The following is a 13615-nucleotide window of genomic DNA, read 5'->3' as shown; positions in this document are numbered from 1 at the left end:
GGCCGGCGCGGACGAGACGCGAAAGAGGCGCGGCACGTCCGAGCCGCGCCCCCCGCGCGGGCGTCCCCGCGGGGTCAGGCCGCCGTGCGTCCGCGCCGCACCGCCTTCTTCAGTAGCGGCCAGGCCAGCAGCAGCGCGATCACCGCGTAGACCGTCACCGCGAACGGCGTGTCGACCAGGCCCGTCACGCTGCCGTCGCTGATCTGGAGGGCGCGCCGCAACTGCTGCTCGGCGTTGGGCCCGAGGATCACGCCGATGACTGCGGGCAGCACCGGCAGGCCGTACCGGCGCATGCCGAAGCCGATCAGGCCGATGATCAGCAGGATCACCAGGTCGACGACCTCCCCGCCGACCGCGTACGCCCCGACCGCCGCGAAGAACATGATCCCGGCGTACAGGTACGGCCGCGGGATGCGCAGCAGCTTGGCCCACACGGGCGCCAGCGGCAGGTTGAGCGCGAGCAGCAGCACCATGCCGACGAACAGGGAGGCGATCAGGCCCCACACCAGGTCCGGTTCGCGCTCGAACAGGAGCGGGCCGGGCTGGATGCCGTACTGCTGGAAGGCCGCCAGCATGACGGCCGCGACCGCCGTGGTGGGCAGGCCCAGGGTCAGCATCGACACCAGGGTGCCGGCGGCCGAGGCCGACGCCGCCGACTCCGGACCGGCGACGCCCTCGATGGCGCCCTTGCCCCACTCGTCCCGGTGCTTCGACAGGCGCTTCTCCGTCACGTACGACAGGAAGGTGGGGATCTCCGCGCCGCCCGCCGGGATCGCGCCGAACGGGAAGCCGATGAACGGGCCGCGCAGCCACGACCTCCAGGTCCGCTGCACGTCGTCCCGCCCCAGCCAGGGCCGGCCCACCGGGATCGGCTCGGGCGGGCTGCGCCGCAGATGCGCGGCCACCCACAGGGCCTCGCCGATCGCGAAGAGACCGACCGCGACGATCACCACGTCGATGCCGTCGGCCAGTTGGAGCGCACCGAAGGTCAGGCGCTGCTGCCCCGTCATCTGGTCCAGGCCCACCAGCCCCAGGGTGAGTCCGATGAGCAGGGAGGCCAGGCCCCGGACTCGCGACGAACCCAGGACCGACGTCACCGCGATGAACGCCAGCACCATGATGGCGAAGTAGTCCGGGGCGCCGATGTCCACGGCCAGTTCGGCCACCGTCGGCGCGAGGGCGACGAGCAGGAGCGTGCCGACCATGCCGCCGGCGAAGTGCCCGATCGCGGCCGCCGCCAGGGCCTGGGCGCCGCGCCCGGACTTGGCCATGGGGTTGCCCTCCATGGCCGCCACCACCGCCGCGCTCTCCCCGGGGGTGTTGAGCAGGATGGAGGTCGTCGAGCCGCCGAACATGGCTCCGTAGTAGATGCCGGCGAACATGATGAACGCGCCGGTCGGGTCGAGCCCGTACGTCACCGGCAGCAGCAGGGCGACCGCCATCGCGGGCCCGATGCCGGGCAGCACGCCGATGGCCGTGCCGAGCAGCACCCCGACGGCGGCCCAGAGCAGGTTGATCGGGGTGAGGGCCGTACCGAAGCCGCCCAGGAGGGAGTTGAAGGCGTTCATGTCACAGCACTCCCATCAGCGGGCCACCGGGCAGGGGCACTCCCAGCAGATTGTCGAAGACCACGTAGGTGAGCAGGGAGAGCCCGGCCGCGATGAGCGGATCGCGGTCGGTCCTGCGGCTGCCCAGCGCGAACGCCGCGCCCCAGAACAGCAGCGCGCCCGCGACGGGGAAGCCGAGCGGCTCGATCAGCACCGCCGCGCCGAGGAACACCCCGGCGAGCAGCGACACCGTGCGCCAGTCGGCGGGTTCGGACAGGTCGACGTCCTCACCGCCCTCGGCCTGGCCCCGGCCGCCGCGCAGCACGTCCACCGCGAGCAGGGCCGCGATCACCAGCAGACCGGCGCCGACGACGACCGGCACGGTCTTCGGACCGACGGGGCCGCGCTGGGCGATGTCGACGTCCATGGTGAGCGTGTCGGTCAGCACGAGCACGCCCAGCGCCAGCAGCAGGACGCACACGCCGAGTTCGGAGTGCTCCCGCAGCCAGGAGCGGCGTTCACCCTGCTCGGCGGGGGGCGCGCCGGTGGTCGGCGTCGTCGTCACAGTCCCAGCTCCTTCAGCACCGACACCACGCGCTTGTCCTCGGCTTCGAGGAACGCGCCGAACTTCTCACCCGTGAGGAAGGCGTCGTCCCAGCCGTTCTGCTCCATCGACGTGCGCCACTCGTCCGAGCCGTGGAGCTCCTCGACCAGCCGCACGAGCTTCTCGCGCTCCGCGTCGTTCAGGCCGGGCGGAGCGACGATGCCGCGCCAGTTGGTGAAGTTCACGTCGTAGCCCGCCTCCGTCAGCGTCGGTGCGTCCAGTCCCTCGACCCGCTCCGGGCCGGTCACCGCCAGCAGGCGCAGCTCGCCCGCCTTGATCTGGTCGAGGTACTCGCCCACTCCGGAGACGCCGAAGGCCACCTTGTCGCCGAGGATGGAGGCCAGCAGCTCACCGCCGCCGTCGAAGGGGATGTAGTTGACCTGCTTCGGCGGGATCCCGGCGGCCTTCGCCATCAGCATCGGGGCCAGATGGTCGGGTCCGCCGGGTGAGGACCCGCCGCCCACCGGCAGCTTGCCCGGGTCCTCCTTCCAAGCGCCGATCAGATCGTCGATCGTCTCGTACGGCGAGTCCTTGGCCACGACCACCACGTCCTGCTCCTCGGTGAGCCGGGCGATCGGGGTGGTGTCGCCGAGCGTCGTGGGGGCGTCGTTGGACCGGACGGCGCCCACCACACCGAGACCCATGGACATCGCGAGCTTGCCGTTGCCGTGCTCGCTCACCAGACGGGTCAGGCCCACGGTGCCGCCCGCGCCGGGCAGGTTGAACACCTCGATGTTGTGGGTCAGTCCGGCGTCCTCGGCGTTCTTCGCGGCCGTCCGGGCCGTGATGTCGTAGCCGCCGCCGGGCGTGTTGGGGACCATGAGGCGCAGGCCCGGGATCTGTGTGCCGGTCCCGGAGCCACTGCCGGCGGTGAGCAGCGGCGGCCCGGCGAACACGAGCACGGCGGCCCCGAGCAGGGCGAGGGGGGTGCGCAGGCGCACGAGTGCCACCACCTGTCGGTACGTCGTTGCGGGTAGGGAAAGGCCCTGTGGGGGAGGGTGAGGTGGGCCACATGGTGCCCGGACGCCGACGGGCTGTCTCGCTTGCGCAACCAACGGATGTTGTGGTCATTGCGGTCGTGGCGCAGCCGCCGCCCCCGGGGCGTCCGCAACGACGAAAGGGCCCCGGCGCCTGCGCGCCGGGGCCCCTCGCTCGGGACGGACTAGCCGGTGTGCACCTCCAGGGCGGCCCGGACGGCGGACTCCAGGGCCCCCTCGATCCAGGCCGGCTTCACCGACGTGTGGTCCCCCGCGAAGTGCAACGGCCCTTCGGCCGCGGGGATCGCCTGCAGCAGTTCCGTGTGCTGCCCGGGCAGCAGCACGGACGCCTCCCCGTAGGCGTACGGGTCGCGCAGCCAGCTCTGGGTGCGGCCCGCGCCGGTGTAGAAGACCTCGATGCGCCGCCCGTAGACCTGCTGGAGACCGCACAGCGCATGCGGGTAGCGGGCCTCGTCGTCCAGGGAGTCCCAGCGCAGGGCGTCGTCCGCCCAGCTGTAGGAGGCGAGGACCACACCGCCCGGGCTGCCCGGAACCGGGTGCGAGGGGTTGAACATGAAGCGGTTGGCGTTGTCCGACACCGAGCCGCCGCCCACCACGCCGGCCGCCTCCGGCTGGTCGCGCCCGATCGCGCGGTTGGCGGCGTAGTGCGTGCGCTGGGCCGCCGTGATGTGCCCGCCCGGCACCGAGGGGTGCGCCCCCAGCAGACTGCCGTCCGCGGGCGCCCGGCCGGTGCGGTACGCCTCGTACAGGCCCGGCTTCACGGCGTTCAGTTCGCGCTTCCAGTCCGCCTCGTCGAACTCCCACCAGCGGCGGCTGAACTCGAGCAGCACCTTGGTCGCGCTGTCGTAGTGCAGTTCGCTGACCGCGCGGCGCTTGCGGTACGACAGCGGCGGGTCGACCTGCACGTGCCGCAGCCCGGAGAACGGCACGGTCACCACGGCGACGTCGGCGGTGAACTGCTCGCGGACGACCGGGCCGTCACGGCCCTCGGACACGGTGTCGACCCACACGTGCGGGCCCTTGCCCCGCACATGGCCGCCCTCCGGCGCCGGACGGTCGGGGTGGTGGTACTGGATGCGCGTCACCCGGCGGTCGAACCGCACCTCCTTGCGCACCCGTTCCAGCAGCGCGTCCGGCAGGACGGCCGTCCCGCCCTCCAGTTCGTAGAAGGGCGTGTCCGGGCTGATGAGGGAGGAGCCGATGAAGCTGTGGATGAACGACAGCGGCAGGCGGGAGGTGAGGTTCTCCAGGGTGCCGATCAGGTCGACGGTGCGCTCGTCGAGGCCGGCGTGCTCGGTGAGGAAGCGGAACATCGACCAGTCACCGAACCGCTGCACCACACGGGCCCAGCCGCGCAGCCGTTCGGGCAGGGGCTTGTCGACGCGCTTGCCGTCGGGCCCGACGCGGCTGAACTCGTCGCGCACCGGGTCGAGGGCGGCGCGCAGGATGGCGGCGGCCGGGGTGTCCCAGTGGGCCTTCGGGACGCCGAAGGAGCGGTTCACGCGCCGGGGCGAGCGGGCGTAGTCGGCGCGCCGCACCCGGATGCCGTTGACGTGGATCCAGGTGCGCGCGGCGGGCCGGCCCTCCTCGTCGACGTCGACGTAGTGGAAGCGCCGCTTCTTCAGGTCGAGCTGGTCGATGAGCTGCATGACCAGCGGGTGGCTGCCGGGCAGGCGCATCGCGCCCGCCTCGGCGTACTGACGGGGGTCGGCGAACGGCTGCGCGGCGCCCTCGTGCCCGCCCTTGCGGAACGTCTTGACGCGCCCGCCCGCCCGGTTGCCGTTGGCCTCCAGGACCGTCACCCGGTGCCCCGCCCGCTTCAGCAGCCAGGCGGTCACCAGCCCCGCGGGGCCGGCGCCCACGACGAGGACGTCCTTGGGACGGGCCCGGCGGGCCGGCAGCCCGTCCCGCAGGACGCGCTGGTAGCGCGGGACGAGGGGGCGGTCGTCCGAGTCGAGGACGAGCAGGGCGCGGGCCACGGCGAGGCACCGCTCGGGGTCGGCGCCCCGGGCTGCGCCGGGGGCGACGCCGGGGGCGGGTGGCGCGGCCGGTGCGGGCAGGGCCGTGGCGGTACCGCCGGTGAGGGCCGTCGCCACGGTGGCCGTGCCGGCCACCGCCGCGAAACTCCGCCGGGAGAAGCCGCCGTCCGGGCGCGCCACCGCGTGATCTTCAGTCATGGCGATCTTTGTAGCGGTCGCCCATCCGGGGCCGCCGCCTTTCGCCCGGGCGTTGCCCCCAAGGAGCGAATCCCGGGCAAAACCCGCACGTCACGCGAGAGATGGCGCTCTCGGCACGCTCGGTGAACCCGAAGGGATGAATGCGCGACGGAACCGCGCTCGCAGTCCGGTGCGAGCCCTCAGACTGCGACTTGCGTACTCACACCCGCGCTCTCCGTCCGTCCGCGCGCCGCACGCGCACAGCGGCGCCCACCGGCGCACGGAAGGGCCGGGGCGACGGAAGGGGAAGGGTGGCGCAGCGGCGCACTTCGTTCGGTGACCGGGCCCGTTACTGGTTCGACAGCACACTGGCCCGCGGCGCCTCCGCCCTGGTCGGGTGGATGGCACTGCTGTGCCTGGCGGTCGTCGTCCCGGCCAGCGCGGTGGTGGTGTGGACCGACCCGGACGCGCCCGAGGCCCTGCCGGACCGGCTGGGGCAGGTGTGGCACCTGACGGGGCAGACCCTGCGGCTGGGCGGCGCGACCGGCACGCCGCTGCGCGTGACGATGTCGGTGCTGCTCGCCCTCGTGGCGCTGCTGTACGTGTCGACGCTGGTCGGTCTGATCACCACGGCCCTCACGGAACGGCTCACCGCGTTGCGGCGGGGCCGCTCGACCGTGCTCGAACAGGGGCACGTCGTGGTCCTCGGTTGGTCGGAGCAGGTGTTCACGGTGGTCGGCGAACTGGTCGCCGCCAACGCCAACCTGCGGCGCGCCGCGGTGGCGGTGCTGGCCGACCGCGACAAGACCGCGATGGAGGAGGCCCTCGGGACGAAGGCCGGGCCCCTCGGCCGCACACGGCTGATCTGCCGCAGCGGCCCCACGACCGACCCGGCCGTGCTGACCCTGACCAGCCCGGCGACGGCCGGTGTCGTGCTGGTGCTGCCCCGGGACGAGCCGGACGCCGACGCCGAGGTCGTCAAGACGCTGCTGGCGCTGCGGGCCGCGCTGGCCGGGGCCAAGAGCCGCCCGCCCGTCGTTGCCGCCGTCCGCGACGACCGCTACCGGCTGGCCGCCGTCCTCGCCGCCGGGCCGGGCGGAGTCGTCCTGGAGAGTGACACGGTCACGGCCCGGCTGATCGTCCAGGCCGCCCGCCGCCCCGGGCTCTCCCTGGTCCACCAGGAGCTGCTGGACTTCGCGGGCGACGAGTTCTACCTGGTCGGTGAGGCGTCCCTGACCGGCCGGACCTTCGGTGACGCGCTGCTGTCCTATCCGACCTCCAGCGTGGTGGGACTGGTGCGCGGCGACACCCCGCTGCTCGCCCCGCCGCCGCAGACGGCCATCGCCGCGGACGATCTGCTCATCGTCGTCTCCCGCGACGACGACACGGCCTGGCCCGGCGAGTGCGGGCAGTGGGTCGACAAGGCGGTGATGGCGGCCGGCCCACCGACACCGGCGCGGCCGGAGCGGGTCCTGCTGCTGGGCTGGAACCGCAGGGCGCCGCTCATGGTCGACCAGTTGCGCCGCCGCGCCCTGCCCGGGTCGGCCGTCGACGTGGTGGCCGACTGCGGCGAGGAGACGGTCCGGCAGGTGCACGAGTCCGGCGCGCACCACGGCACCGACCTGGCCCTGACCCTGCACCAGGGGGACGTCACCCGCCCCGAGACCCTGCGCCGGCTGGACGTGCACTCCTACGACAGCGTCATCGTCCTCGGCCGGGACCCCGTGCCCGGGCAGACCACGGACCACCCCGACAACCGCACGCTCGTCACGCTCCTGCTGCTGCGCCAGCTGGAGGAGGCCACCGGGCGGGAGCTGCCGGTCGTCACCGAGCTGGTCGACGACCGCAACCGGGCCCTGGCCCCCATCAGCCCGGGCGCCGACGTGATCATCAGCGGCAAGCTCATCGGCCTGCTGATGGCGCAGATCTCCCAGAACCGGCACCTGGCCGCGGTCTTCGAGGAACTGTTCTCCGCCGACGGCACCGGCATCCGCCTGCGGCCGGCGGGCGACTACGTGCTGCCCGGGTGCGAGACGGCCTTCGCCACCGTCGTGGCCGCGGCACGGCAACGGGGTGAGTGCGCCATCGGCTACCGCAGCCACGACGAGGCAGCGGCCGGCCCCGGCCACGGGGTGCGGGTCAACCCGCCCAAGGCCGAGCGGCGCCGCTGGACGGCCGGGGACGAGGTCGTCGTCGTCGGCCGGGACTGACGCCCCCCGTGCCGTCGAATCCGTCCGCCTGCCCGTCAGCCACCTGGAAAAACGATGCAATGCGGCTGTGTGTTCAGCGAAAGGCCGGGCATCAGCAGTGGCGGAGGTGGATAAGAATGGTTCCCTTGCTTCTCGTCCTGCTGCTGGCCCTGATCCTTTTCGGCGCCGGATTCGCACTGAAGGCGCTGTGGTGGGTCGCGGTGATCGTGCTGGTGGTCTGGCTGCTCGGTTTCGTGCTGCGCGGCGCGGGCAGTGGCGGCCGCCGGAGCCGCTGGTACCGCTGGTAGACCCGGCCGGCCCGTTCCCCGGGCACGGAACGCCGGGAACGGGGTAAAGGGAAAAGACGCAATTCTCCGTACGAAAGGGGTTCCTGTTCATGGCCGACACGAACGACGTCGTCGAGCTCATTCTCCAGGACCATCGGCGCATGGAAGAGCTCTTCCGTCAGATGCGCAGCGTCGAAGCCGACCGTGAGGGTGCCCTGCGCGAATTCTCGGACCTGCTGATCGCGCACGCGGTCGCCGAGGAGTCCGAGGTGTACCCGGCGCTGAAGCGGTACAAGAACATCGACGACGACGAGGTCGAGCACGGCGAGCACGAGCACGAGGAGGGCAACGAGGCGCTCCTCGCCCTCCTCCAGGTGGACGAGGTCGGCTCCGACGAGTGGGACGAGAAGCTCGAGGAGCTGGTCGAGGCCATCACCCACCACGCCGACGAGGAGGAGCGCACCATCCTCAACGGTGCGCGCGAGAACGTGGCGATGGAACGGCGCGAGGAGCTGGGCGTCGCCTTCCTCGAGGAGCGCGAGCGCCAGTTGAAGGCCGGCTGCGGTTCCGTGGACAACGTGCGCAAGATCGTCGAGTCCTGACCCGCCGGGGCCGGTACGGCGACCGGCCCCGCAGGACGACCATGAGGGAGCCCGGACCCACCAGGGGTCCGGGCTCCCGGCGTGTCCGGTGTCCCGCTGACCTGACGGGGCGTCCGGTCGCCTGGCGTTTCCCCGCGATCGATCGGAATTCAAGCACTGTTGCGGTGCGACAGGTGTGAGCGTCCAGCGGACGTGGTCATCCTCTTGTCATGAACCTGCGGTCCGATGGACGGGCCGCGGCTGATGGAGGTGTGGGATGCACCGAAGACTCGCCACCGGTCTCGCCACTTCGACCCTGGCCCTCGTCACCGTCGTGGGCACCGCCACGACCGCGAGCGCCGCCCCCGCCGACAAGCCCCAGGTGCTCGCGAGCTGGACGCAGACCAGCGCGTCGAGCTACAGCACCTGGGCCGCCGCCCGGGCGAACCAGGCCGCGTGGTCCGCGTACGCCTTCGACTGGTCGACCGACTACTGCTCCTCCTCGCCGGACAACCCCTTCGGCTTCCCCTTCTCCCTGTCCTGCGCCCGGCACGACTTCGGCTACCGCAACTACAAGGCGGCCGGCACCTTCAGCGCCAACAAGTCCCGCATCGACAGCGCCTTCTACGAGGACCTCAAGCGGGTCTGCGCCGCGTACGGCGGCGCCACGAAGACCTCCTGCAACAGCACCGCGTGGACGTACTACCAGGCGGTGCGCGCCTTCGGCTGACCAGGCGTCGGTTCGAGGAGCCGACCTCGCGGCGGCCGGGTGCCCGTGCCCGGCCGCCGCCTCGTTCAGCGGCGCAGGGCGATCCCGATGCCGAGGCGCGGCCACGAACGGGCCGCCGCCAGCAGGGCCTGCGTCCTCGTCGACGGGGTGGCCGCCGCAGCGGCCAGCGCCGCCGCGGCACTGGCGATGCCGAGGACCGCGCCCGCCGCCACGTCGCCCGGGTAGTGGACGCCCGTGTGGACGCGTGAGTAGCCGACGGCACCGGCCAGCGCGCCGAGCGGCACCGCGGCGGGAGGCAGCACGACCCCCACCGCCGTGGCGAACGCGACAGCGGACGCGGTGTGTCCGGACGGGAACGACGCCGAGGTCGGCATCCGCACGTGCCGGTCCACCGTCACCCGGGCCGCCTCCCGGTCCGGCCGGGCGCGGCGCACGAGCCGCTTGCCGAGGAGGTTGGCCGAGGCTGACGCCACGGCGATGGCGCCGACACCGGCGAGAGCGGCCCTGCGCGGCCGCTTCCCGGCCAGGGCCAGCGCGGCGGCGATGCCGAAGGAGATCTTCGAGTGGTCGGCCGCGTGGGACAGATGGCGCAGTGCCCGGTCGAGCGTGGGTGTCGGAGTGGCGGCCACCGCCGCGTACAGGGCGCCGTCCACGGCCCTGAGATCACCGAGCACGGCCTTCGCCAGCCGCACGGGCCGGAGCGGGGACGGTTCGTCCCCCGGGAGCGGACGAGGGGCGTCCGCGGCTGTGGTCGTCGGATCGGTCATGTGCTTCTCCCCGCAGTGGCCTTCTTCAGCAAGGTACCGGCTCACTCCGGGCGCACGCTCGGCGCCCCCGCGGGCCGGTACCGGACGAGTGCCCGCTCGGCGGGCGGCCACCCCGGTGACCCGCGCGCCCGCGCCGTCGTCGCTATGCCGCTCGGAACGTCCTCAGGCGCAGCGAGTTGCCCACCACGAAGACCGAGGAGAAGGCCATGGCCGCCCCGGCGAGCATCGGGGTGAGCAGGCCGGACGCGGCCAGCGGGAGGGCCGCCACGTTGTAGGCGAACGCCCAGAAGAGGTTGGAGCGGATGGTGCCCAGGGTGCGGCGGGCCAGGCGGATCGCGTCGGCGGCGGTGCGCAGATCACCGCGCACCAGGGTGAGGTCGCCCGCCTCGATCGCGGCGTCGGTGCCGGTGCCCATGGCGAGCCCGAGGTCGGCCTGCGCGAGCGCCGCCGCGTCGTTGACGCCGTCGCCGACCATGGCGACCGATCGGCCCTGTGCCTGCAACCGCTTGACCACGTCGACCTTGTCCTGCGGCAGCACCTCGGCGATCACCTCGTCGATGCCGACCTCCCGCGCGACGGACCGGGCCACCGCCTCGTTGTCACCGGTCAGCAGGATGGGCCTGAGGCCCAGCGCCCGCAGCCGGGCGACCGCCTGCGCACTGGTGTCCTTCACCGCGTCGGCGACCTCCAGCACGGCCCGTGCCGCACCGTCCCAGGCGACCGCGACGGCCGTGCGCCCGGCCTCCTCGGCCGCCGCCCGTGCCTCGGCCAGCACCGGCGGCAGCTCCATGGCCCACTGGGCCAGCAGCCGCTCCCGGCCGACGAGCACGGCGTGGCCGTCGACGACGCCCTGCACACCGAGTCCCGGCACGTTGGCGAAGTCCTCCGGCGTGGGCAGCGTGCCCAGCTTCTCCAGCGCCGCGTCCGCCACGGCCCGGGCGACCGGGTGCTCGGAGGCGTGCTCAAGGGCGCCGGCCAGCCGCAGCACCTCGGCCTCGTCGGTGCCGTCGGCGGTGTGCACGGCCAGCAGGGTCGTCCGGCCGGTGGTGACCGTGCCCGTCTTGTCGAGGACGACGGTGTCGACGCGGCGGGTGGACTCCAGTACCTCGGGACCCTTGATGAGGATGCCGAGCTGGGCGCCGCGGCCGGTGCCGACCAGCAGCGCGGTCGGGGTGGCCAGGCCGAGGGCGCAGGGGCAGGCGATGACGAGGACGGCGACCGCGGCGGTGAACGCCGCCGTCAGCCCGGCGCCGTTGCCGAGCCAGAAGCCCAGCGTGCCGAGCGCCAGGGCGATCACGACCGGCACGAACACCGCGGAGATCCGGTCGGCGAGCCGCTGCGCCGCGGCCTTGCCGTTCTGGGCGTCCTCCACCAGCCGCGCCATGCGGGCCAGTTGGGTGTCCGCGCCGACGCGCGTGGCGCGGACGACGAGTCGTCCGCCGGCGTTGACCGTGGCGCCGGTGACCGCGTCGCCCGCCCGCACCTCCACGGGCACGGACTCCCCGGTGAGCATCGAGACGTCCACGGCGGAGGACCCCTCCAGGACCGTCCCGTCGGTGGCGATCTTCTCCCCGGGCCGGACCACGAACCGGTCGCCGGTCCGCAACTGCGCCACGGGGACCCGCCGTTCCCGGCCGTCCCCGTCCAGCACGGTGACGTCCTTGGCGCCCAGTTCCAGCAGGGCCCGCAGGGCCGCTCCGGCCCTGCGCTTGGCACGCGCCTCGAAGTACCGGCCGGCCAGGATGAAGGCCGTCACGCCCGCGGCGGCCTCCAGGTAGATGTTCCCGGCACCGTCCGTGCGCTCGATGGTCAGCTCGAACGGGTGGGTCATGCCGGGCGTGCCCGCGGTGCCGAGGAACAGCGCCCACAGCGACCACAGGAACGCGGCCGAGACCCCCACCGAGATCAGCGTGTCCATGGTGGCGGCGCCGTGCCGGGCGTTGGTGAGCGCCGCCTTGTGGAAGGGCCACGCCGCATAGGTCACGACGGGGGCGGCGAGCGTGAGCGACAGCCACTGCCAGTAGGTGAACTGCAGCGCCGGGATCATCGCCAGGGCGACGACGGGTACCGCCAGCAGCACGGCGGTGATCAACCGCTCGCGCAGCGGCCGCAGTTCGTCGGCGGCGGCGCCGGACGGACCGGATTCGCCGGGGGGTGCCGGCTCCTGGGCGGTGTAGCCGGTCGCCTCGACGGTGGCGATCAGGTCGTGCACGGAGACGTCGCCGCTGTAGCCGATCCTCGCCTTCTCCGTGGCGTAGTTGACGGTGGCGGTGACCCCGTCCATGCGGTTGAGCTTCTTCTCGATGCGCGCCGCGCAGGAGGCGCAGGTCATGCCGCCGATGGCGAGCTCGACCTCGGCTTCGGCGCCGGTGGTGGCGGTGGTCATGGTCAGACCCGTCCGGTCAGCTCGTAGCCGGCCTCGTCGACGGCCCGTGCGACGGCTTCGTCGTCCGGCTCGCCGGGTCCGGTGACGGTGACGTGCCCGGCGTCGAGGTCGACCTCCACTCCGCTGACCCCGGCCAGCTCGCCGACGGCCTCGGTCACCGCGGTCCGGCAGTGGCCGCACGACATTCCGGAGACGGCATAGGTGGTGGCGGGCATCGGGTGCCTCCTCTGAGAGATCCACGAATACGGGGCGGGGGTATCCCCGCCGCGTTTTCCTGTATACCCCCACCGGGTATGCGACGCAAGCGTGGGAACCGCTTGACTTGGTACCCCCGGGGGGTATGGTGAGCTGCATGGAGACCCCGCAGTCGCGGGAGCGAACCGGTATCCGAAGGAGTCGACGGCCATGAACACCGGACTGAAGATCACCACTTTCGCCGTCGCCCTGGCCGCGACGTTCGGCACGGCCTACGGCGTGGGGCAGGGGGTCGACCCCGTCGTCGCGGACGGCCCGCCCCGGCACGAGGACGACCACTCCGGACCCTCGCCGGAGCGCGCGGAGCCGGGCCGCGGCCACGCCGGGCACGACACACCCCCGGCCGGCGGACTGCAGATCTCCGAAGGCGGTTACACCCTCGACCTGAAGACCCCGCGCGTCACCGCGGGCCGGCGCGCCGACCTGCGCTTCACCGTGCGGGACGCCGCCGGGCGCGCGCTCACCGCCTACCAGCGCGAGCACGACAAGGAACTCCACCTCATCGTGGCCTCACGGGACCTGGTCACCTACCGCCACCTGCACCCCACCCGGGCCGCGGACGGCACCTGGAGCACGCCCGTCGACCTGCCCCGCGCCGGCGGCTACCGCGTCTTCGCCGACTTCACCCCGGCGGCGAAGGACGCCGGGAACCTCACCCTGGGCGCCGACCTCGCCGCCACCGGCCCCTACCGGCCGCAGGACCTCCCCGCACCGAGCGCCGAGACCACCGCCGGCGGTTACGAGGTCGAGCTGGCCGGCCGGCTGGACCCCGGCAGGGCGAGCGAACTGGAACTGAAGGTCTCCCGTGACGGCCGGCCCGTCACCGACCTCCAGCCCTACCTGGGCGCCTACGGCCACCTGGTCGCCCTGCGCGCCGGCGACCTCGCCTATCTGCACGTCCACCCGAACGGCGAACCCGGGGACGGTTCGACCCGCCCCGGCCCGGAGATCTCGTTCACCGCGACCGCCCCGAGCGCCGGGTCGTACCGCCTGTTCCTCGACTTCAAGCACGACGGGCGGGTCCACACGGCGGCGTTCACCGTGCGGGCCGGGGGCACGGCGCCCGCGACGGACACCCCCCAGGGGCATCCGGACGGCGGGCACGGCCACTGAGC

The 13615-nt window shown here is 73.3% G+C and carries 12 protein-coding genes; 5 read left to right on the top strand and 7 right to left on the bottom strand.

From position 1 onward, the window contains the following. Nucleotides 1-74 precede the first annotated feature (74 nt). From ACZ6ZN_RS24345 to ACZ6ZN_RS24330, 4 genes are all read right to left on the bottom strand, one after another. Nucleotides 75-1568 carry a tripartite tricarboxylate transporter permease gene (locus ACZ6ZN_RS24345; protein WP_469649367.1) on the bottom strand — a complete coding sequence of 498 codons (1494 nt, stop codon included), beginning with the start codon at nucleotides 1566-1568 and terminating at the stop codon, nucleotides 75-77. 1 nt (nucleotide 1569) lies between these two features. Beyond that, nucleotides 1570-2112, bottom strand: a complete 543-nt coding sequence (locus tag ACZ6ZN_RS24340) for a tripartite tricarboxylate transporter TctB family protein (protein ID WP_451878600.1) — start codon at nucleotides 2110-2112, stop codon at nucleotides 1570-1572. Beyond that, nucleotides 2109-3092 carry a Bug family tripartite tricarboxylate transporter substrate binding protein gene (locus ACZ6ZN_RS24335; RefSeq protein ID WP_469649844.1) on the bottom strand — a complete coding sequence of 328 codons (984 nt, stop codon included), beginning with the start codon at nucleotides 3090-3092 and terminating at the stop codon, nucleotides 2109-2111. Before ACZ6ZN_RS24335 ends, ACZ6ZN_RS24340 begins: the two co-directional genes overlap by 4 nt. A 221-nt stretch (nucleotides 3093-3313) precedes the next feature. After that, the gene (locus ACZ6ZN_RS24330; protein ID WP_469649364.1) at nucleotides 3314-5326 is read right to left on the bottom strand and encodes a flavin monoamine oxidase family protein; all 2013 of its coding nucleotides are present in this window, start codon (nucleotides 5324-5326) and stop codon (nucleotides 3314-3316) included. 290 nt (nucleotides 5327-5616) lie between these two features. Between ACZ6ZN_RS24330 and ACZ6ZN_RS24325 the strand changes: the two genes are divergently transcribed. From ACZ6ZN_RS24325 to ACZ6ZN_RS24310, 4 genes are all read left to right on the top strand, one after another. Beyond that, nucleotides 5617-7515 (top strand): CASTOR/POLLUX-related putative ion channel, encoded by a 1899-nt coding sequence (locus ACZ6ZN_RS24325; protein ID WP_469649362.1) that lies wholly within the window; start codon nucleotides 5617-5619, stop codon nucleotides 7513-7515. Nucleotides 7516-7631: 116 nt separating this feature from the next. Beyond that, nucleotides 7632-7802, top strand: a complete 171-nt coding sequence (locus ACZ6ZN_RS24320) for a hydrophobic protein (protein WP_398108426.1) — start codon at nucleotides 7632-7634, stop codon at nucleotides 7800-7802. Nucleotides 7803-7891: 89 nt separating this feature from the next. Next, on the top strand, nucleotides 7892-8383 hold the full coding sequence (locus ACZ6ZN_RS24315; RefSeq protein ID WP_398108425.1) for a hemerythrin domain-containing protein: 492 nt from the start codon (nucleotides 7892-7894) through the stop codon (nucleotides 8381-8383). Nucleotides 8384-8639: 256 nt separating this feature from the next. Further along, nucleotides 8640-9092, top strand: coding sequence for a phospholipase (locus tag ACZ6ZN_RS24310; RefSeq protein ID WP_398108424.1), 453 nt, complete (start codon nucleotides 8640-8642; stop codon nucleotides 9090-9092). Between the two features lie 65 nt (nucleotides 9093-9157). Here the strand turns inward: ACZ6ZN_RS24310 and ACZ6ZN_RS24305 are convergent, their stop codons facing one another. The 3 genes from ACZ6ZN_RS24305 to ACZ6ZN_RS24295 all read right to left on the bottom strand — a co-directional run bounded on the left by ACZ6ZN_RS24305 (nucleotide 9158) and on the right by ACZ6ZN_RS24295 (nucleotide 12460). Beyond that, nucleotides 9158-9859, bottom strand: a complete 702-nt coding sequence (locus ACZ6ZN_RS24305) for a phosphatase PAP2 family protein (RefSeq protein WP_469649357.1) — start codon at nucleotides 9857-9859, stop codon at nucleotides 9158-9160. A 142-nt stretch (nucleotides 9860-10001) separates the two neighbouring features. Further along, the gene (locus ACZ6ZN_RS24300) at nucleotides 10002-12245 is read right to left on the bottom strand and encodes a heavy metal translocating P-type ATPase (RefSeq protein ID WP_469649355.1); all 2244 of its coding nucleotides are present in this window, start codon (nucleotides 12243-12245) and stop codon (nucleotides 10002-10004) included. Between the two features lie 2 nt (nucleotides 12246-12247). After that, nucleotides 12248-12460 carry a heavy-metal-associated domain-containing protein gene (locus tag ACZ6ZN_RS24295; RefSeq protein ID WP_398108421.1) on the bottom strand — a complete coding sequence of 71 codons (213 nt, stop codon included), beginning with the start codon at nucleotides 12458-12460 and terminating at the stop codon, nucleotides 12248-12250. A 190-nt stretch (nucleotides 12461-12650) separates the two neighbouring features. On the opposite strand from ACZ6ZN_RS24295, the gene ACZ6ZN_RS24290 reads away from it, so the two are divergent. After that, complete coding sequence (locus ACZ6ZN_RS24290) at nucleotides 12651-13613, top strand: hypothetical protein (protein ID WP_469649352.1); 963 nt, start codon at nucleotides 12651-12653, stop codon at nucleotides 13611-13613. The last annotated feature ends 2 nt before the right edge of the window (nucleotides 13614-13615 follow it).

The organism is Streptomyces sp. NPDC053665, from assembly GCF_055585285.1.
The sequence above is the reverse complement of the archived record's forward strand: the minus strand, read 5'-3'. Positions and strand labels throughout refer to the sequence as shown.